The 20,608-nt window shown below is 44.6% G+C and carries 15 protein-coding genes and 1 riboswitch; of the genes, 6 read left to right on the top strand and 9 right to left on the bottom strand.

Annotated elements, in window-relative coordinates:
• Positions 1-14: 14 nt before the first annotated feature.
• Genes mukB through cmoM form a run of 4 tightly spaced genes read right to left on the bottom strand, consistent with a single transcriptional unit; the run spans position 15 to position 7,318 of the window.
• The gene (gene mukB, locus R7040_RS00440) at positions 15-4,478 is read right to left on the bottom strand and encodes a chromosome partition protein MukB (protein ID WP_318095374.1); all 4,464 of its coding nucleotides are present in this window, start codon (positions 4,476-4,478) and stop codon (positions 15-17) included.
• A gap of 2 nt (positions 4,479-4,480) precedes the next feature.
• On the bottom strand, positions 4,481-5,206 hold the full coding sequence (gene mukE / locus R7040_RS00435) for a chromosome partition protein MukE (protein WP_005378379.1): 726 nt from the start codon (positions 5,204-5,206) through the stop codon (positions 4,481-4,483).
• Entirely contained in the window at positions 5,187-6,524 is a 1,338-nt protein-coding gene (gene mukF, locus R7040_RS00430) for a chromosome partition protein MukF (protein WP_017634722.1), read from the bottom strand. Before mukF ends, mukE begins: the two co-directional genes overlap by 20 nt.
• A 2-nt stretch (positions 6,525-6,526) precedes the next feature.
• On the bottom strand, positions 6,527-7,318 hold the full coding sequence (gene cmoM / locus R7040_RS00425) for a tRNA uridine 5-oxyacetic acid(34) methyltransferase CmoM (RefSeq protein ID WP_025766915.1): 792 nt from the start codon (positions 7,316-7,318) through the stop codon (positions 6,527-6,529).
• Positions 7,319-7,432: 114 nt separating this feature from the next.
• Here cmoM and elyC point away from each other — a divergent pair, with 114 nt between their 5' ends.
• Positions 7,433-8,218: an envelope biogenesis factor ElyC gene (elyC, locus tag R7040_RS00420; RefSeq protein ID WP_005387893.1), complete on the top strand. Its 786-nt coding sequence runs from the start codon at positions 7,433-7,435 to the stop codon at positions 8,216-8,218.
• Between the two features lie 72 nt (positions 8,219-8,290).
• Here the strand turns inward: elyC and torR are convergent, their stop codons facing one another.
• Entirely contained in the window at positions 8,291-9,001 is a 711-nt protein-coding gene (gene torR / locus R7040_RS00415) for a two-component system response regulator TorR (protein ID WP_005378370.1), read from the bottom strand.
• Between the two features lie 266 nt (positions 9,002-9,267).
• Here torR and torD point away from each other — a divergent pair, with 266 nt between their 5' ends.
• The 5 genes from torD (at position 9,268) to R7040_RS00390 (ending at position 13,614) form a co-directional block, all read left to right on the top strand.
• Entirely contained in the window at positions 9,268-9,915 is a 648-nt protein-coding gene (gene torD / locus R7040_RS00410) for a molecular chaperone TorD (RefSeq protein ID WP_017820035.1), read from the top strand.
• A gap of 468 nt (positions 9,916-10,383) precedes the next feature.
• Entirely contained in the window at positions 10,384-11,388 is a 1,005-nt protein-coding gene (purR, locus tag R7040_RS00405; RefSeq protein WP_005378368.1) for an HTH-type transcriptional repressor PurR, read from the top strand.
• A 287-nt stretch (positions 11,389-11,675) separates the two neighbouring features.
• Positions 11,676-11,765, top strand: a riboswitch (cyclic di-GMP riboswitch).
• A gap of 116 nt (positions 11,766-11,881) precedes the next feature.
• The gene (locus R7040_RS00400; RefSeq protein WP_005378367.1) at positions 11,882-12,472 is read left to right on the top strand and encodes a TfoX/Sxy family DNA transformation protein; all 591 of its coding nucleotides are present in this window, start codon (positions 11,882-11,884) and stop codon (positions 12,470-12,472) included.
• A 114-nt stretch (positions 12,473-12,586) separates the two neighbouring features.
• Positions 12,587-13,273 (top strand): TVP38/TMEM64 family protein, encoded by a 687-nt coding sequence (locus R7040_RS00395; RefSeq protein WP_005378366.1) that lies wholly within the window; start codon positions 12,587-12,589, stop codon positions 13,271-13,273.
• A 20-nt stretch (positions 13,274-13,293) separates the two neighbouring features.
• Positions 13,294-13,614, top strand: coding sequence for a DUF2007 domain-containing protein (locus tag R7040_RS00390; RefSeq protein ID WP_017820033.1), 321 nt, complete (start codon positions 13,294-13,296; stop codon positions 13,612-13,614).
• A 31-nt stretch (positions 13,615-13,645) separates the two neighbouring features.
• Here R7040_RS00390 and R7040_RS00385 read toward each other — a convergent pair whose 3' ends face one another.
• From R7040_RS00385 to topA, 4 genes are all read right to left on the bottom strand, one after another.
• Positions 13,646-14,449, bottom strand: coding sequence for an alpha/beta fold hydrolase (locus R7040_RS00385; protein ID WP_017820032.1), 804 nt, complete (start codon positions 14,447-14,449; stop codon positions 13,646-13,648).
• Between the two features lie 109 nt (positions 14,450-14,558).
• Positions 14,559-16,016 carry a glycogen synthase GlgA gene (glgA, locus tag R7040_RS00380; RefSeq protein ID WP_064353745.1) on the bottom strand — a complete coding sequence of 486 codons (1,458 nt, stop codon included), beginning with the start codon at positions 16,014-16,016 and terminating at the stop codon, positions 14,559-14,561.
• Positions 16,006-17,223, bottom strand: a complete 1,218-nt coding sequence (gene glgC / locus R7040_RS00375) for a glucose-1-phosphate adenylyltransferase (protein ID WP_017634726.1) — start codon at positions 17,221-17,223, stop codon at positions 16,006-16,008. Before glgC ends, glgA begins: the two co-directional genes overlap by 11 nt.
• A gap of 608 nt (positions 17,224-17,831) precedes the next feature.
• Positions 17,832-20,462, bottom strand: a complete 2,631-nt coding sequence (topA, locus tag R7040_RS00370) for a type I DNA topoisomerase (protein ID WP_005378351.1) — start codon at positions 20,460-20,462, stop codon at positions 17,832-17,834.
• Between the last annotated feature and the right edge of the window lie 146 nt (positions 20,463-20,608).

Raw genomic sequence — 20,608 nt, 5'->3', positions numbered from 1 at the left:
GTTAGATTCGAAGTTTACGATTCAAACTCTTCAATCATCTCTTGTGCTTCAGTCTTAGGCTTATCCGTTTGACCAAAACCACGCAGACCAACCACGTGTACGTGTTCGTGATCTTTAAACACCTTACGCACCAGTTTGTAGGTCGTACCTTTCTCTGGGCTGATGTTTTCAGGTGCCGCGATAAGAAGCTGCATATCCAGACGGTCACACAATTCGAACAATGTCGCGATCGATTTCGCATCCAGACGCGCTGCTTCATCCAAGAAAAGCAAACGACAAGGCACAATGTCTTTGCTGCGTAGACGACGAGACTCTTCTTCCCAGCTTTGAACAACCATCAGAAGGATTGACTGACCGGTACCGATCGCTTCACCTGTTGATAGCGCGCCAGACTCTGCTTGTAGCCAACCGTCTGTACCACGGTTCACTTCTACACTTAGCTCTAGGTAGTTACGGTAATCCAGTAGCTCTTCACCCAGAACCTGAGGAGAACGTTGACCCATATCGATATGTGGGTTCACGCGTTGGAACAGTTTCGCCATTGCTTCAGAGAAGGTAAAGCGAGTCGATTCAAACAGATCTTTATGCTGCTCTTGCTGTGTCGCTAGTCCGTTCAGTAGCACTTCGTGACTTTCACGAATCTTCACGTTTAGACGTACGCCCTTCACCTGACCAAACGAGATGTTCGACAAACCTTGGTTCAGCATACGAATACGGTTTTGCTCACGCTGAATCGTCTTCTTGATGATGCTCGCTACTGACTCAGAGCTGATCGCTAGACGGTTTTCACGTTGCGTTAGCTCTTCCGTTAGACGCGCCAGCTCGACTTCCATCTCTTCGATTGCTTCAACTGGGTCATCAGTACGGATGATATCCTGACGAATACGCTCACGAAGGTGTTGGTATACAGCAATATAGAACAGAACTTTACGCTCTGGACGTGCGTTATCTTCTGATAGACGCAGCGCATCACGCAGGTCGTCATTGTTCGCAACCGCTAGACGCAGCGCCCCCAATGATTTATCAGACATAGAACGCAGCTCATCCGCAGACATGTAAGCCAGTTCACGCTTGTGTAGACGACGCTCAACATCGTTCTCACGCGCTAAACGAAGTACTGAACACCAGCCAGCTTTCGCTGCAACCACGAAGGTACGCAACTCAACATATTCTTTCTGAACTTTCTTCAGGCGTTTCGCCAAGCCTTTCATCTCTAGTTCAGTAGAGGTGATCGTGCGCTCGTATTCGCTCTTACGACTGCGAGACGTGTGTAGACGCTCGTGCAGTTCGTCACGACGACGCATTGCACGTTCTTCTGCACCTTCGTCCGCGTTCACGCCAAACTCTTGAAGTTCTTGTTTGAACTCTTGAACCGTTTCCAGTTTCGCTTGGTGTGAACTCTTCAATGATGCCAATACTTGGTTGTATTGGTTCATTTGACCTTGCGATTGTTTCAACTCTTCACGAGAGCGTGTACGCATTTGTTCAGCTTGAACCAGTTTAGCTTTTAGCTGCTCACTCAGTTCGCTACTCTTGTTCAGTAGGTCTACTGAATCTGAGTAAGCGAAGTAGTGACGACGTTCAACGAGATCCGAGAGTGCAAAGATTTGCTTCTTAAGATCTTGTAGCCGCTCGTCTGCCGCTTTGTATTCTGCTTCTAGTGCATCGAATTGCTCTGGGTCAGCATCAAGCGCAGACGCAATATTCTCTAATTGCGCGACGGCTTTTGCATGGTTGCTTAAGAAGTTCTTCGCCTCTGCAAGCTGAGCGATTTTCTCTTCTAGCTCATCAAAACGCGCTTGCAATGACTCATCTTCAACAAGCACCATGTGTGACGCTAGCTTGTCCAGAGAAGACAACGCTTGCTTGCTGGTTTGAAGCTGAGAACGTTGTTGTTGCTCTTTCGCATCCAGATCCGCCAGCACGCGAGCAATTTGGTTACGCTTATCACGAATAGTTGCCAGTGCTTGTTCTGGATCGGCGTCAAAAGCAACCTGAATGTGGTTAGACACAAATAAGTTAAACGCTTGGTACAAGCGCTGCATTTTCTGAGAATCAAACGCCGCTTTTGCGTGTTTCTCTACCACTTCTTCTCGTTCGTTACGCAGCAACTCTAGACGCTGCTCACGTGCCGCGCGGCCAAACAATGGGATCTCAGGCAAGCGAGAGTAACGCATTTGGCGATCGTTCATACGAACGCAAACCGCGCCCTCTAACTCTTCTGCATCGAACGAGCTGTCATCAAAGGCATCGATGTCACCTTCAATGATGTACAAGTCTTCTGGACAGTCGTCTAGCTCTACCAGTTTTTCTTCGATGCCTGACAAGTCAGAAACAACGATAGCGTGACGAGCCGGACCGTACATCGCACTGAAGTAAGGCGCGTCATCAATCGTGATGTCATCGTAGATCTCAGACAGCAATACACCGCCCAGCGTATCTGCCAAACCTTTCAGGCGAGGGTCATTTGAACCACCAGGAGAAGCAAGACGCTCAATCTCAGCGTCTAGCTGGCTACGGCGCTCAGCAAGCTTATCTTTAGCTAAAGACAACTCCCTTTCTTGTTCAAGGACAACTTGCATGTGGTTCATTACCGCATGGCGATCCTCAAGTTCTTCACCGCTCTGCTCTCTCAGTTTCTCTAGCGCATCGTTCGCCGCAATCCAAGCTGGTGCTATTGCTTCAAGCTTACTGATTTCTGCCACCGCGTTTTGCTCTAGACGGCGCTGTTCACCACGCTGATCACGAACTTCTTCTTGAGCTATCTCTAGTGATTCGATTTGCGTCGCATGACGTTCACGTTCTTGTTCAAACGTAACCTCATCGGTTAGTTCAACGTGATATTGCTTTTTGTATTCAGCAACCAGTTCACGTGCTTGACGCTGCTGGTTAAGGCTGCGTTCGAGATCACGGTGTTGTGCTCGCCATTGTTGTTCGTTTTGTGCAATTTGTTGTGACTCACGCGCTTTCGCAATTGCAGTTTTCGCATGCTCAGACGCGTCTTTGCGCTCAACTTGACCAACGATGCTTTGTACCAGTTTAAGCGCGGTTTCAAACTGCTCTGCCGCTGCAGAAGACATGTCCAGTTTGTGCTTAACCGATAGCAACGCATTGGTGCTTTCTGATTCTTTGTTCTTAAGCTCAGAGACAAGCGCTTGAGCCGATTCCGCCGTTAGGCTGTCATCGCCAAGTAGTTGCTTCGCTTTCTCCAGCGCTTGAACTACTTGTTGATATTGAAGGGCGCGAGTTTGCTGAACGTCAAGAGCTTGCTGGTAATCAGCAAGTTGCGTCTTAAGGCTATCCACCTCTTCTTCTGCAACGGTAGCTTGCTCTTCAGCCATCATCACGCGTTCTTGCGCTTCTTCCACTACCATCATTTGTTCTTCAAGACGCTCGCTCAGCTCTTCAAGATCTTCTTGGTAGCGTTCGATCTTCTCTTGCTGACGCAGCGCGTTTTGCACCAGTTGCAAGTGATCAGAAGCCGCTTGGTAGTCTTGCTCTAAAGAAGATTCTGACTCGATCAGCAGTTCCAGCTCTTCTTGAACGCGGTTAAGCAGATTGTTTTGCTCAATCAAGGTTTCGCGAGAACCAAATAACTCTGAACGCAAAGACAATGTCTGTTCTAGTTTTTTACGGCGCTCGTTGGCATGGCGCATATAGTCCGCTGCCACGTAGTTGGTCGACTCTGTAATCAAGTGTTTGAACAAGTCACGATCTGCTTGCGTGGTTTTGATCGCTTCTAGCGTCATGCGGTTTTCACGCAGTGCCGATTCCATATCTTGGAACGCTTTTTTCACGCCGCCGTTTTGTGGCAAAAGGTAGTCACGTAGCGAGCGCGTAATCGCACTTGAGATACCACCGTAAAGCGATGCTTCGATCAGGCGGTAGAATTTAGAACGGTCACCAGAGTTACGCAGTTTCTTCGGAATCACACCGAATTCAAACATTTGTGCGTGGTAATCCACGATAGAAGAGAACGCTTTGAACTGAACGCCTTCAAATTCCGCGATCGATTCTTTTACTTCGTTGATTTGACGTACACGAGCTTGAGTCGCAGATACGCTTTCAACCAAAATATCCGTTGGTTTCACATGGCTTGGAAGACCTTGGATCACAAACGGTTTGATGTCTACTTTCTTATCACGACCCGCAACTTGCTGTAGTTTTACTGCAAACAATAGGCGTTGGTTACGTGAGTTCACCACGTCTAGCGCCGCATAACATGCGCCCGGCTGTAGCTTACCGTACAAACCTTTGTCGCGAGACGATTGGCTGCTGCCTGCTTCTGTCGTATTACGGAAGTGCAGTAGCGTTTGGTCAGGAATCAATGCGGTGATGAACGCCGCCATTGTGGTTGATTTACCTGCACCGTTACCACCTGATAGCGTGGTGACCAGACCATCGATGTCAAACGTACGGGCAAAGAAGCCGTTCCAGTTGACCATGGTCAGCGATTGGTATTTACCGCGTTCAATCATGCTCATGCTTCACCCTCTTCTGTTGTTTCTTCTTGGGCTTGGTCGTCTTGATCTTCTTCAGACAATAAGCTGCCTTGGCTTGGCTCTTTGGTGTGCACTACTGCTTCACCATCACGGATCAGACGCAGCTGCGCTTCACGCATGTCATCGCCAATACGTACATCGGCACCAAAGCGGAATACCGCTTCACTGATGCTGAATTTACCGGTTTCACCGATGTTGATGATCATGCCTAGGCGACGCAGACGACGAAGTGACGTACGTACTTTTTCAAACAGCTTTTCTTTATCGAGGTCAGAACCAGTCGCACGGTTCGTCACTAGCTTCATCAGCTTGTTTTCATCTGCTAGAGCAAGCAGTTCGTCGTACAGCTCTTGGTTAGTGAAGATGCCTTCGTGCGCAAGACGCTCTGGGCTTAGATAAAGGAAACACAGTACCTTACCCACCAGCATATCCAGTTCAGAAAGAACACTACGGCCAATCAGAGACGTTGAACGAGGACGAAGATAGAAGAAACCTTCTGGCGCTTTCACCAATTCGGTGTTGTAGCGTTGGTAGAAAGAAGAAAGCTCAAGTTCGAAATCCGACAGCAACGCGTGGTTGTCTAGATCTTCACTTGAGATATGACGCCCTGCTCGAAGCATGCTGTCTAGCGCTGGGAACAGAGGGTTAGAAATTGCTTTTGCCAGATTCTCTGACATGTATTCATTAGTATCGGTCGATGACATTCGCTTGTACCTTTGCCCCAAATTCGTTGATTGCTTTCCAGTCTGGTTGAATCGCTTGGTAATCCGATTCTGAATACCCTAGACGTACAGCTTGATCGACGATAATGCGAGCTAAATCAAAATGATGAGTGTAAGGGTGCTGTGCAAGGTAATCTCGCAGTACCACACTCAAATCGATTGGTGTGCCTTGATCTTTATGCGCTTTTAGCATGTCACCAATTCGTTCAGACAGCTCATCATTGACTTGTTGAAACTCTTCGTATTCTACTTCCATCGGAACTTGACCCGTTACCTCGTCATCACGCAGTACTAGGGCCTCATCACGAAGGTCAGAAAGCCTCTCCGCATCTGCATAAGTCAGATACCAAGGCGCATCGAAGTAATCTTTGACAGATTGACGCAGACGCGAGCTAAACGCACGGTTCTTATCCATATCGATTGCAGTACGAATAAACTTGTGCACGTGTCGGTCGTAACCAATCCAAAGGTCGATCGCTTGCTGGCCCCAGCTTGTGATTCGGTCCAGCTTCATTTGCAGACCAAACAAGGCTTCTTCGATAAACTCCAGCTCAGGGTCACCGTAAACAATTTCTTGAATATCGAGGATCTGAGTTTGCAGTTCATCACTGGCGGCTTGCAGCGTATCTTGAAGTTCACGCAACGTGCTTGATGTTTCTGACAGAAGTGCTTCACAGTTGTTGATCGCTTCGCGCCAGTCTTTGTTAAGCAGGTCAGCAATCTGTTGTTTCACTGACTGTTGCTGCTCATCCATAACACGTTGGTTGAGGTCAATTTGATCGAAGATTTCGCCTACAGAATATTTTAAAACACCGTATACGTTTTTCTTCCAGTGACCCGGTGTGCCACCTTTTTGTGCTGCCTCAATCGCTTTCGCCATTTCATCCGCTACCATGGATAGCTGGATAGATAGACGCAGTTTTGAGAACTCACGATGACGCACGTAGTAGTCGGTTATTCCTATCGCTAATGGCGACAAGCGGTAAATGCTCGCTCCGTCAGTAATCTCACTGACAAAACGGCTCATAAGACGCTGCTTAACCATCTCGTTGATCGCATTGTTCGCACGAAAAGCGGAGGCTTCGCCGGTCTCATCAAATAGTCGAGTGACGATGGCAAATGCATCATGCAGTTCACCTTCACCCAGTTCTTCATCGAACCTTTCATTACTCAGTACGGCAATGGCTATCAAAAATGCCAATCGCTCTGTGGTCAGGTTCAACGAGAAATCGTGCTGCTTAACCCAGCCAACCAGCTCATCGATTGGTTGCTCTGCAGCATTGAGAGTCATCTCACTCATTGTTATTCCTGTTTATCGTTCTTTTTAGCCCACACATGAATGTAGCGGCCTAATGAGAGGTATGGCTCTTGTCGACAAAGTTGTTTTTCTAGCGCCAACACATCTTCAAACTCGTAATCACCCATGTATTCCATATTGCCTATGTAATCACTAAATGAGCGAATACCAGATTTGCCACAAATATTAAAACCTGAATTTTCTATCCACTGGTAGACTTCTTCAGGTTTTAAGCCTTTTTGCGGCTGTAGTTTAAATCTTTTTCGGTGAGGCATGCCGTCTAATATATGAGGAATGTTGCCACAAACCACGTTTTTATAGACTAAACCGTGGTGGTTGTAGAACATGACTGATGCGATACCTCCCGGTTTTACTTGTTCAAGAACTGTTTCAAGTGCGGCCTTAGGATCAACCAGCCACTCCATCACAGCGTGGAACATAACCAGATCGACCTGTCCATCCATATGTTCACCGATGGATTGGACAGGCGAATGAATCAGGCGATACTGCTCAAGCAAACCGTTTTTTTCAATATCCTGCTTAGCCAACTGCAGCATTTCCGAAGATAGATCACATAAAGCGATTCGATGTCCGAGCTTAGCAAGCTTTTGCGACATTTGTGCCAAACCACCACCAGCGTCCAACACTTCTAGGGGTTGCTGGTCAGCATCTAATTCACTTAGAATCTGTAGAAAATCTTCCCACACAATGATTTGGCGGATCTCCCCTTTATCGGAGCCGTAAATATTTTTTGCAAATTTGTGGGCGATATCGTCGAAATTGCGGTCTTCTGTCACTTCTGCTGAGTTATCATAACGGATTGTGCCGCTATTCTGGCACAAGGAAAGCAGGAATAAAGAGGGATACCCTCATTTTTATTATCAATTGATGTTTTTTCGGACTATTTATGTATGTTTGAGCTGAAAAAAGTAGTGTCAGCCATGCTTATGCCCCTTCCGGCATTGCTGCTGATAGGCTTGTTGGGTCTTGCTCTCATTAGTTTTACTACAAAACGTAAAACTGGCTGCTTCGTTGTTCTATTCTCTTTTGTTGGCATTTTTCTTGTTGCCTTCCAACCTGTTTCAACCAAGCTTCTTATGCCGTTAGAGCGAGAGCATAAAGCCTTTTTGCCAGTTTCTGGCACCATCGACTACGTGATGGTTTTAGGGAATGGTCATGTTATCGATGACGAAATTCCACCCACCTCGCAGTTAAGCCGTGCAGCATTAATGCGCTTAACTGAGGGCATTCGTATTTTAAGAATGTATCCAGGCGCGAAATTAATCTTATCCGGCTATGCTGGCGGATCTGAAATTAGCCACGCGCGAATGATGGCGAACGTTGCCCTTGCGTTGGGAGTCGCGAAATCCGATATCATTTTATTAGAAGATGCGAAAGATACGTGGGAAGAGGCGCGTCAAGCGGCTGCATTCGTTCAACAAAAGGAGATTGTGTTAGTCACTTCTGCGAGTCACATGAGCCGTGCATTGTATGAGTTCAACGCAGCAGGCATTAAACCAATCCCAGCCCCGACCAACTTCTTAGCTATTAGCGAGATAAGTCAACCTTGGGATAAATACTCACCTAAAGCGCGTTACTTAGAACAAACAGAGCTTTATTGGCATGAGTACTTGGGCAGTATTTGGCAAAGGTTGCGTGATACTGTCGGCCAAACACCAATGGTTGAAGCAAACTAGTATTATCTTGAAGCCACAAAAAAGGAGAGCCGAAGCTCTCCTTTTTCTTTTTACGATTGAGTTATGTTCCAACTAGTCACCAGCAAACATATAGCCTTCGCCGTGTACCGTTACAAAAATCTGTGGGTTCTTAGGATCGAACTCCATTTTTGCGCGCATACGTCGAATAAGAACATCAATGGTGCGGTCATTCGGCGCATCCACTCGATGGCTGATCATGTTCAAAATACGCTCACGACTTAACACCTGGTTAGGATAAGACGATAATGCCACCAAAAGTTCATACTCTGCTTTAGTTAGTTTTACTGGCTCACCGTTGCGGCTAAGTGCGCGACGTTGAATGTCGAATGTCCACTCCCCAAAGCGCACAATGTGCTCTTCACTGGTTTCATTCGCTTTCGAGCTGCCACTGCGCGCTGCTGAAATACGCCACAGCAAGTTTTTAACGCGAACTAACAGCTCTCTCAGTTCAAAAGGTTTTGTCACATAATCGTCAGCACCCATTTCTAGGCCTACGATTTTATCAATGCTATCCGTGCGTCCTGTTACTAATATGATACCAATATCCGATTGGCTACGTAACTCACGAGTAAGCATCAGGCCGTCTTCACCAGGCAGGTTAATATCCAGCATGATCAGGTCTACATCGCCCGCTTGCAAAACTTCACGCATTTCTGCGCCACTCTCTGCTTCGCTGACTTGGTAGCCCTCATTTTGGAAATATCCCGCAAGCTTACTACGAGTTACAACATCATCTTCTACGACTAATACGTGATAGCTCATTTACACCACTTTTCTGTCTTCTTATTATCCAAGACGTATTCTATTCATAACTAGTAACATTTCTAGTCATAGATACATTAAAACGCAAGATTTAGCGTTTTTATTGATTCAAAACAAGCTTGCCCATTGCTATTAATAAACGGTCATTTTTGACCATAAAACATAACAATTATAGTTACTGCTATTCATTTTAATTGATTACACTTAGGGGATATCCCTAATTGACTTTGTGATGCATGACTTGAAGCATCATTCAGGAGCCCAAAATGCAAGAAGTGAAAGCTTTTAATGAAAAACGCGCTGAAATTTACTGGTGGTTTTCGAGCTTGTTCGCAAAAGAACTAACAGAGAAAGAATTGGAAGCCTATCACAGTGTTGAAATTCGCAGTTTTCTCGCAGGTTTAGGTGAAAATGAGTCGCTAAAACCAGCCGTTGATAGCCTAGTTGATGCGCTGAATCGGTTACAAGATCGTGAAGATGCACAACTAGAGCTTGCAGCTGACTTTTGTGAACTGTTTTTGAAGACAGAAAAATACGGCGCTCTTCCTTACGCATCCATGTACATTGGTGAATCAGGTTTACTGAATGACAAGCCAGCTGAGGAAATGGAAAAGTTGATGGCTGAATTTGGCGTTCAAGTAGACGAAAACCTAAAGGAACCTGCGGATCACTTAGCCGTTGAGCTCGACTTTCTCGGGAACATGATTATCCGCTCAAACGAGCTTGAACAAGAAAAACACATGGAAGAAGCCTTCGTTAAACAAAACGACTTTATCCAGCAACAATTGATGTCTTGGTTACCTCAGTTTTCAGACAAATGTAAACAATTCGACGAATTTGGATTTTACTCGAGTGTCGCGAAACTATTAGTTGCATTTTGTAAACTAGACAGCGCCTACCTTCTTGGTGAATAATTGCCGCCTATTTTTAGGGAGCCTGCCTATCGGGCTTCCTGTATGCCTGAAAGTGACCAATTGTAAGTAACTTGGGTATAATATTCGTTTGCCTTAACTTAGCGCAAAGACGCTTGGTTATTTAGCAGTCAAAATGTGACTTCAAATACACAAATCTCTTGCTGAAAACATTGCTAGTCAGTTCACATAGGGCTAAAATGTGAGCGCAAACGATTAAATATGATTTATATGTAAACCGCTGAAATATAGCGGTTTTTGTGTTTTCTTAACAGGTTGATGGCAATTTCTCATCAGATAGAAAAAAGATAAAATTCATCGACCGATGCTGCTACGTACCCTTTTGTCGCACTTGGATCAACCGCTGCCGAGACACTTAGCGCCAATTTTATATTGCTAGGTGTGAAACCATTAGAGCATCAGGTACATCCAATACGACATATTTCAGTAGCTCGATACAGGACACCATTTATGGCCACGATAAAAGACGTTGCTCGCTTAGCCGGCGTTTCCACTACGACAGTTTCGCACGTTATCAATAAAACGCGTTTCGTTGCAGAAGCAACGCAAGAAAAAGTAATGAAAGCCGTTGACGAGCTGAATTACGCGCCAAGTGCCGTTGCACGCAGCCTAAAATGCAACTCAACTCGTACGATTGGCATGTTAGTAACTCAATCAACTAACCTATTTTTCTCAGAAGTGATTGATGGCGTTGAGAGCTACTGTTACCGCCAAGGCTATACTCTGATTTTATGTAACACAGGCGGGATTTACGAAAAACAACGCGATTACATTCGTATGCTGGCTGAAAAGCGCGTTGATGGCATCCTAGTGATGTGTTCTGACTTAACCGAAGAACTAAAAGAGATGCTTGACCGTCATGCGGACATTCCTAAAGTGGTCATGGATTGGGGCCCAGAGAGCTCACAAGCAGACAAGATCATGGATAACTCAGAAGAAGGTGGCTACATTGCAACCAAACATCTGATTGACAATGGTCATACGGATATCGCTTGTCTAAGCGGTCATTTTGAAAAGCTTGCTTGCCAAGAGCGCATTGCAGGTTTCCGTCGCGCAATGAGCGAAGCGAACCTAGCTGTAAATGAAGACTGGATCCTTGAAGGTAACTTTGAATGTGATACGGCCGTATTAGTTGCAGATAAAATTACCGCAATGGACAAGCGCCCGACGGCGGTATTCTGTTTTAACGACACAATGGCTCTAGGCCTAATGAGCCGCTTGCAACAAAACGGGATCAAAATTCCTGAAGATATTTCAGTGATCGGCTACGACAACATCGAGCTTGCGGAATACTTCTCTCCACCGCTAACGACTATCCACCAACCTAAACGTCGTGTTGGTAAAAATGCATTCGAAATTCTACTTGAGCGTATCAAAGATAAAGAACACGAAAAACGAATTTTCGAGATGCAACCTGAGCTTGTAATTCGAAATACTGTGAAAAAAATGAACTAAATTTCACTGTATTTAACCGTGTTAAATAAGCGCTCTACAGGGGCGCTTATTTTTTTGGAAAAATTAAGCATTCTCTAATACTTCACACCACTCTAATAACAATTGACTAACGTTAACTCCCTGTTTTATATAAATGTAATATATATTAAGAACTCCTTTTCAAAGGCCAATTTGCACCTTTCCATATGCAAAATAGAGCATTCAATCTATCATTTTTATTGAACCGAAATCACACTTTTAACGCTAAACCGTGATGTTAATTCAATATAAGAAGTATGCTCATTGTGTCACGCACAGGGCAAACCATTCGAAAGAGTGGGACGCAAAGCCTCCGGCCTGAACCATATTACGATATGGAAGGTAGCGGGGTTACCGATGGCAAGTGTGTAAGCAATGACTTTACTCTGTAATGACATTGTTTTTACGCATGTTTGCTACTCTCTCGGACCTGACTTTTGGTGGCGTAATATTAATTACACCGAGATAACAAAACATGGATAAACCGATACTCAAAGACTCTATGAAGCTATTTGAGGCACTTGGTAATATCAAGTCGCGCTCAATGTTTGGTGGCTTCGGACTATTCGCTGATGAAACAATGTTTGCACTAGTGGTAAACAATCAGCTTCATATCAGAGCAGACCAAAAAACTTCATCTGACTTCGAGAAACAAGGGCTAAAGCCTTACGTTTATAAAAAACGTGGCTTTCCAGTCGTTACAAAGTACTACGCTATTTCCAGCGATTTATGGGAATCAAGCGAACGCTTAATCGAAGTAGCGAATCAATCATTGAAAAAGGCAAAGCTTGAGAAAGAACAGCAAGCAAGTACAAAGCCTAACCGTTTGAAAGATTTGCCTAACTTACGACTGGCTACCGAGCGCATGCTAAAAAAAGCCGGCATCGAATCCGTAGAGAAGCTTGAAGAGGAAGGTGCGCTTAACGCCTATAAAGCGATAAGAGATACGCACTCTGCAACCGTCAACATTGAGTTGCTATGGGCACTAGAAGGGGCTATCAACGGCACTCATTGGAGTGTGGTACCTCAAGCTCGCCGAGATGAGTTGATGAACGGCCTCCAATAAAAGTCGGCCTAAAAACTATCTTGTAAAACCGCAGTCTAATCTGCGGTTTTTTTGTGAAATTTTTTCGGTTTTCCTACTGTCTTATTACATATATCCCAAATTGGAATCAAAATTATGAATAAGAAACTGATATTAGGTCTCATCCTACTAGCGGCTATCGTCTTTTTAGGTATTAACTTTGGCCAGTATTTAACCTTAGAGAATGCAAAAGCCCAACAAGAAGCACTAACTACATACATCGATCAGAATTTTGTATTCTCGGCTGCGATTTACTTTTTTACCTACATTGCAATTACCGCTTTTTCTATCCCAGGAGCGGCAGTAGTCACCTTACTTGGTGCAGCCTTATTTGGTTTTTGGACAAGCTTGCTACTGGTTTCTTTCGCTAGCACTATGGGGGCAACACTGGCCTTCTTGAGCAGCCGATACTTATTGCGTGACTGGGTACAAAACAAATTCGGAAATAAACTCAACGCAATTAATCAAGGTGTCGAAAAAGACGGAGCTTTTTATCTATTTTCCTTGCGTCTAATCCCTGTATTCCCTTTCTTTCTAATCAACTTACTGATGGGCTTAACGCCGATGTCTGTAGGTAGATTTTATCTCACTAGCCAAATAGGTATGCTGCCAGGCACAGCCGTATATCTGAATGCAGGTACTCAATTAGCAACAATTGAAAGCCTATCGGGCATTGTTTCACCCGCAGTATTAGCGTCTTTTGCGCTATTGGGACTATTTCCAATCATCACTAAATGGGTTATGAATAAAGTAAGGCCGACACCAAGTCAGCAAAACTCGTAATTGGTGAAGTGGGTATTTTGATGAAAATATTTATCGCTAAAAACCCAGCAGAAGCACACATTGTATGTGAGCTGCTTAAAGTGGAACAAATTTACTGTGAAGTTCGTGGAGAAGGTATTTTCGGCTTAAAAGGAGAACTGCCGTTTGGTGATGATACCGATCCTTATGTGTGGCTTTTTGACACTGCACAAAAGATGAAAGCTGAAGAAATAGTAAAAGCATATCGAAAACAATCCGATAGGCATGAGTATCAAGATTGGCAATGCCCAAAATGTCATGAAATAAACGAAGGGCAATTTGGTGCATGTTGGCAATGTGGATATCAACTAGGAGAGCTATAGCGGCTCTCCTATTCAGTGGATGCACTCAGTTTTAAGCACATACAGCTTGCTGTTTAATAAACTCGATGGAGTGTTGATTGAAGTCTTCTGGACGCTCTACATTGCATACATGACCACAATTCGGGATTTCTCGTAGAATGCTGAGCTTATGTGCTGCAACCATTTCTTTGACAGGTTTAATAAACATGTAATCCCTGTCGCCCATTAAGTAAAGAGTCGGAATGGGTAACTCTCGATCTTTAAAATATTTCATTAACGGATTTACATCAGCGGCAAGAATAAACCAACGTTTAAATTCTTTTTGGCAAAGCTTCTTGGCTTCGCGAATAAAAAGGTGGCGAGATTCTCGTTGGCTTCTTTGAGGCATAACAATATAAGCGAACAGTTTGTAGAGCCACATGTACGGTAGGATATGCTTACAAAAATTACCTAATTTCACCAATATCTGAGAACGAGTGTTAAGCCTTGTGACAGCACCGCCGAGCACCATCGAACGTACGCGCTCTGATGACAATTCAGCAAGGTTTCGAACAATAATAGTACCAAGCGACATACCGACAAAATGAGCGGATTGGATCTTTAAATGGTCCAATACTTTCAAAATATCTTGGGTAACTTCCGTAAAGGTATAACGGCTAGCAATGAGCTCTTTAAGTAACTGATTTGACTTTCCATGACCTCTTAAATCGATCAGCAATAAGTTAAAGTGTTGCTTGTAAGCTTTAATTTGCTTGAACCAGATAGAAGAGCTACCACCAGCACCGTGCACAAATACAACCCACTCATTACTAGTAGGGTGCAAATAGGTTTTATGAAAAAGTAGCGGCTGGGTCATATTGAGTATCAAAAAGATCGTGCTATTGAGTAAAAAGCCATCCTACCACACTCCCCTTACTCAAGATAATAAAGGCACCTCATTCGGTGCCTTTCGTTACAATTTTAAGTCAAACTAACGCTGAGTGGTAAAGCTGCAAATAAGATTCTGCGGCCTTTTGCCAACAAAAGTCTTGTTGCATCGCGTGCAACTGTACTTTATTCACTTCAGGCTCGTTTTGAGCGTAGAGCAACAGTGCCCTTAGCATCGTTAACAACAATGCCTGCGGTGTCGGTTCGAAAAAAACAAACCCCGTTGCTTCAGATGGGTTTACATCATAATCGCTAACGCTGTCCTTCAAGCCACCAACACCGCGTACTATCGGTAATGTCCCATAAGCCATACTATAGATTTGGTTTAAGCCACATGGTTCAAACTCAGAAGGCATCAAGAAGAAATCAGAACCCGCTTCAACGATATGCGCAAGTTCATTGTCATACGCTTCTACAAAGGCAAATTGGCTAGAAAACTGCGCGGCAACCTCTCGTAACTGAGCGGCAAGAACAGGGTCTCCGGTCCCAACGACAACTAGCTGAACATCGTGCTTCAAAAAATCGGCCAAAGCAGGCAACAAGTAATGAACGCCTTTCTGCTGGGTCAACCGACAAACCATACCGAACATAGCTACATCTTTTTCGGGCAAATTTAGTCTTTGTTGTAATGCTTTTTTACAAGCTTTCTTCCCTTGCGACATACTTTTCTGGTCGGCGCAGTAATTAACCGGCAAGTAGGTATCCGTTTCCGGATTCCAAGCGCTGTAATCACAACCATTCAAGATGCCGACTAAGTCCTGCGCACGTTGCTGAAACTCCCAAGCCATGCCGTGACTGCCAAGCTCTGTTTTTAGTTCCTCTGCGTACGTAGGGCTAACCGCGTTTATCTTATCTGCATTCATTACACCAGCTTTAAGCATCGTAATATGCGTTGCACTCACCGCAGCATCGGGAACGTTTCTACAATGAAACTCTGGCAAACACTGCACGTCTTCATAACTAAATACGCCTTTAAAGACCGCATTGTGAATTGAAATGACGCTTTTAGTATGAGCAAAAAACGGATCATTGCCATACCTGTGCTTGAGCAAAAATGGAACAAGACCTGTGTGCCAATCGTTCGCGTGTATGATATTAGGTTGAAAGGCGAGCTTGGGTAACATATCGAGACATGCTGCACTAAAAAACGCAAAGCGCTCGCCGTTATCAGTATACGCTTGGTTGTTCTCCGCATACATTGATGGTCGATTGAAATACGGCGGACAATCAATCAGGTAAACAGGATTTTGACCTAACATGAGCCGCAAAACTCGATACTCCGTATGCGGCCATGATGTTAATTCTGTTTCTAATACAACTTCTGCGTCTGCGAGTTTATCAATACTGCTGTACGCAGGGATGGTAATTCTTACGTCTTGCTGTAGGTTTTGAAGGGCTTCCGGTAGTGCCTTGGCAACATCTGCCAAGCCACCACTTTTAATGAGTCCTTCAACCTCAGAAGCTACAAACAGAATAGATAAGTTGTTAGTAGCCAACTCGAGCTCCTTTCGGAATAACAACAATGCCCTCCTCAGACACGTGGAAGTGTTTTTTATCTTCTTGAAGATTCACACCAATCTGAGTACCAGGAGCAATATCGGCATCCTTGTCGACAATCACACGACGTAAAACACATCCTTCGCCAATTTTTACGTCACCAAGAAGTATACATTCGCTGATATCGCAAGCAGAAGCAATATTACTGCGAAAACCAAGCACCGACTTTTCGATTCTTGAGCCTCTAACATAGCTGCCATTACACACTAAACTATCGATTATCTGCACACGACCATTATCAGAGTCGGTAAATGTCGCAGGTGGCAATGGTGGGTAGTAGGTATGCAATGGCCATTTACGGTTGTACAGCGAAAATGGTGCATCTTTTTCTAGCAGATCCATATGCGCTTGCCAGTACGCATCAATAGTTCCGACATCACGCCAGTACACCTCTTCTTTTTCGCCACTGATTTTGTTGGTACTGAAGTCATACACGAACACATCACCTCTAGGGAACATCTTTGGAATGATGTCCTTTCCAAAATCATGTGATGAAGCTTCATTATCCGCATCTTCGACCAACTCTGAGAACAGTACCTGAGCTTCAAAAACATAGTTACCCATTGAAACTAAAGCGTAATCAGGGTCACCAGGAATCGACTTCGGATTTGCTGGTTTTTCTTCAAAGCCAATCATACGGCCTTCGCTATCCACTTCGATAACCCCAAATTGCGACGCCTCTTTTAGTGGCATGCGCAATGCAGATACCGTCAGAGAAGCCTGCTTTTCTGAGTGGAAGTTCAGCATTTGTTTGATATCCATCTTATAGATATGGTCAGAGCCAAAAATACAAACTTGCTCTGGTTCCTCTAACTCCATAAAACGCAGGTTTTGATAGATCGCGTCCGCCGTCCCTTCGTACCAACGTTTACCAGTACGCATTTGAGCGGGAATAGGATCGATAAAGCGGTCTGTAATGCCGTTGATGTTCCACCCCTTTTTTAAGTGATGGAATAAAGATTGAGATTTAAATTGGGTTAGGACGTAAATGCGCATCAGATCCGCATTAACAAAATTGTTTAGAGCAAAATCGATCAATCGATAACTACCACCAAACGGTACCGAAGGTTTACTGCGAGATTCCGTTAAAGGTCTCAAACGAGAGCCTTCACCGCCAGCAAGAATCATTCCCAAAACACCAGCCATTTGTTGTTCTCCATATCGTTATAGCTTGGATTTGGTACTCGCTTGAATGAGTCATACTCGGGGAGTCAAGCGAATACATTTAGCAACCGTCTCTGAGTTTCTGTGAACTCTTACAACACGGATAAAAAAGCTACGGCACTTCCAGTATGCAACGTCCACTCTTTCCTTATTTTTTGACGCAAACAATGCACACAGTTGCACTAATTTTTGTAATAAATTATCTAAGCGGGTTCTAAATTACAATTTTTAATACGCCATTCTGTGTACCATACAGCTCTTGCGTACTCAAGACGATATCTAGATCACACATGGAAAAGCAAACGATTACATTGTGAAAACAATTTACGAACGGATTCACTACACCGCCGATTTTTTAGCCCAATGTATAACAAATATGTGAATGCAAAATGAAAGTTACAACGAATATTTTTTACATAAAAAATACATCAGCGACTACGAAATATTGATACTGGGATCTTCTCGCGTCAGCAAAACTCAGTCAAAGCAGCAAAGATCTATACGAACAACACAGTGGCCTTTACGCAAAAACAAAACGCAAAAAAGGCAGCGATATCGCTGCCTTTTTACATTACTTAGATCGTACGTTTTTATGCTTTCGCTTTTTTACGCTTATCAGTGACTTCCCACTTACCGTCAACAAAGAGCGCTGTCCAACCAGATGGTTTGCCATTCTCTTCCGAACGAACGTAGTTCTCTTTTGTTTTGCGACTAAAGCGTACAACTGCAGGACGACCATCAGGATCTTCTTGCGGTGCGGTCGCTAGGTATTTGAACTTCTCAGGTAAACGCTCTTCAAAACGTGCCAGTTCAGCAACCAAAGGAGCACGTGTCTCGCGCGATTTCGGGAAGTTGCTTGCCGCCATAAATAGACCTGAAGCACCATCACGAAGTACGAAATACGCATCTGAGTTTTCACATGGCAACTCGGGGAAATGAACAGGATCTTCTTTCGGGGGCGCGACTTCGCCATTCTTCAAGATCTTACGAGTGTTCTTGCACGTTTCGCTCGTACAATCCATGTATTTACCAAAGCGACCGTTCTTAAGCACCATATCAGAGCCACATTTGTCACATTCAACAACTGGACCATCGTAGCCTTTTACTTTGAACTCGCCGTATTCAACAAGGTAGCCTTCACAGTTCGGGTTATTACCACAAACATGCATCTTACGCTTGTCATCAATCAGGTATGCGTCCATCGCTGTTTCACAGATCGGACAACGCTTTTTAGCACGAAGAGCTGCGGTTTCAACGTCTTCTTCTAGAACGTTAATAATACCTTCTTCGTCACCCAAGTTGATGGTTGTCTTACAACGCTCTTTTGGTGGTAACGCGTAACCTGAACAGCCTAAGAACACACCTGTCGAAGCAGTACGGATGCCCATTGGACGGCTACACGTCGGACACTCGATATCCGTCATGACGATGTGGTTTAACTTCATACCGCCTTCTGACTCATCCAGCTCCGCTTTTTCAAGATCGCCAGTAAAATCAGCAAAGAAGTTGTCTAACACAGCTTTCCAGTTCACTTCACCTTCAGCGATTTGGTCCAATTTCTGTTCCATACGCGCAGTAAAGTCGTAGTTCATCAAATCGTTAAAGCTGTCATCAAGGCGGTCAGTAACAATTTCACCCATTTTTTCAGCGTAGAAACGGCGCTGATCAACTTTCACGTAGCCACGATCTTGAATCGTAGAAATGATCGATGCGTAAGTCGACGGACGACCAATGCCTCGTTTCTCCAGCTCTTTAACCAGTGCTGCTTCAGTGTAGCGCGCAGGTGGCTTTGTAAAGTGCTGTTTAGGGTCAAGTGACTCTAAGCTTAGCTTATCGCCAAGTTGTACCGCTGGAAGGATTGTATCCTCGTTTTTGCCCATTGGACGCTGTACACGAGTCCAGCCGTCAAATTTAAGGATACGGCCTTTCGCTTTAAGCGTGTATTCTGCCGCTTTTACGCTGATGGTTGTTGAATCGTATTCTGCTGGCGTCATTTGACACGCTACAAACTGATTCCAAATCAAAGCGTAAAGTTTGTGCGCATCAGCATCGACACCTTGCAGGTCTTCCGCCTTAACACCCACATTTGAAGGACGGATCGCTTCGTGCGCTTCCTGTGCCCCTTCTTTGCTACCGTACGTCAATGGTTTCGCTGGCAGGTACTTATCACCAAACTCAGAACCAATAAAGTCACGTACAGCGTCCACAGCCTCGGCACTTAGGTTAGTCGAGTCAGTACGCATATAAGTGATGTAACCGGCCTCATAGAGGCGCTGAGCTAGCATCATGGTCTTTTTCACGCCGTAGCCCAGGCGTGTACTCGCTGCCTGTTGAAGCGTAGAGGTGATGTAAGGTGCTGAAGGCTTGCTCTTTGTAGGGCGGTCTTCACGCTTACATACTTCGTAACTTGCATTCTCAAGTACAGACATCGCTGCTTTGGTTTCTGCCTCATTAACTGGCTTAAACGCAGAACCGTCTTTCTGAGCAACAAGCAGTTTAAAGTCCGCTTTGTCTTTCGTTTTCGTATTCGCATGAATGTCCCAGAATTCTTCTGGTACAAACGCGTTAATCTCACGCTCACGCTCAACTAACAATTTCACCGCAACAGACTGCACTCGACCAGCAGATAAGCCACGAGCCACTTTTTTCCAAAGTAGAGGTGAAACCATAAAACCAACGACACGGTCCATGAAGCGACGTGCTTGTTGGGCATTTACACCATCCATGTTCAGCTCACCAGGTGTCTGGAAAGCTTGTTGGATCGCGTTTTTCGTGATTTCGTTAAAAACTACACGTTTGTATCGCTCTTCATCGCCACCGATGATCTCACGAAGGTGCCATGCGATTGCTTCCCCTTCGCGGTCCAAATCGGTTGCGAGATAAACGCAATCTGCGTCTTTGGCGAGTTTTTGTAGTTCGTTGACAACTTTTTCTTTGCCTGGAAGGATTTGGTAATTCGCTTCCCAGTCATGATATGGGTTAATCCCCATTTTTTTGATCAACGCTTTGCGGTCTTTCTCTTTTTTAACGCGCGCTTTCTCTTCCGGACTCATCCCTTTAGTTGAGATGGCTGCGGCTTTTTTCTCACCAGTGCTTTGACCGGCCGTAGGCAGATCACGCACATGACCAACACTAGACTTAACAATAAAGTCTTTACCAAGGTACTTATTTATCGTCTTTGCCTTGGCTGGTGACTCCACTATAACGAGTGATTTACCCATAACTGACTCTAACGTCCTTCATAATAATGCGGGTAGAAACCTTGTTTAAAGGCCACCCGCATAATGTTCTATTTCATTGCTTCTTTTTTTACTATTGTGCGAGATGAAAAGAAGATCAACTGCTTTTTTGAAATTCAGATCCGATT

Source organism: Vibrio sp. 1069, assembly GCF_033340555.1.
The sequence above is the reverse complement of the archived record's forward strand: the minus strand, read 5'-3'. Positions and strand labels throughout refer to the sequence as shown.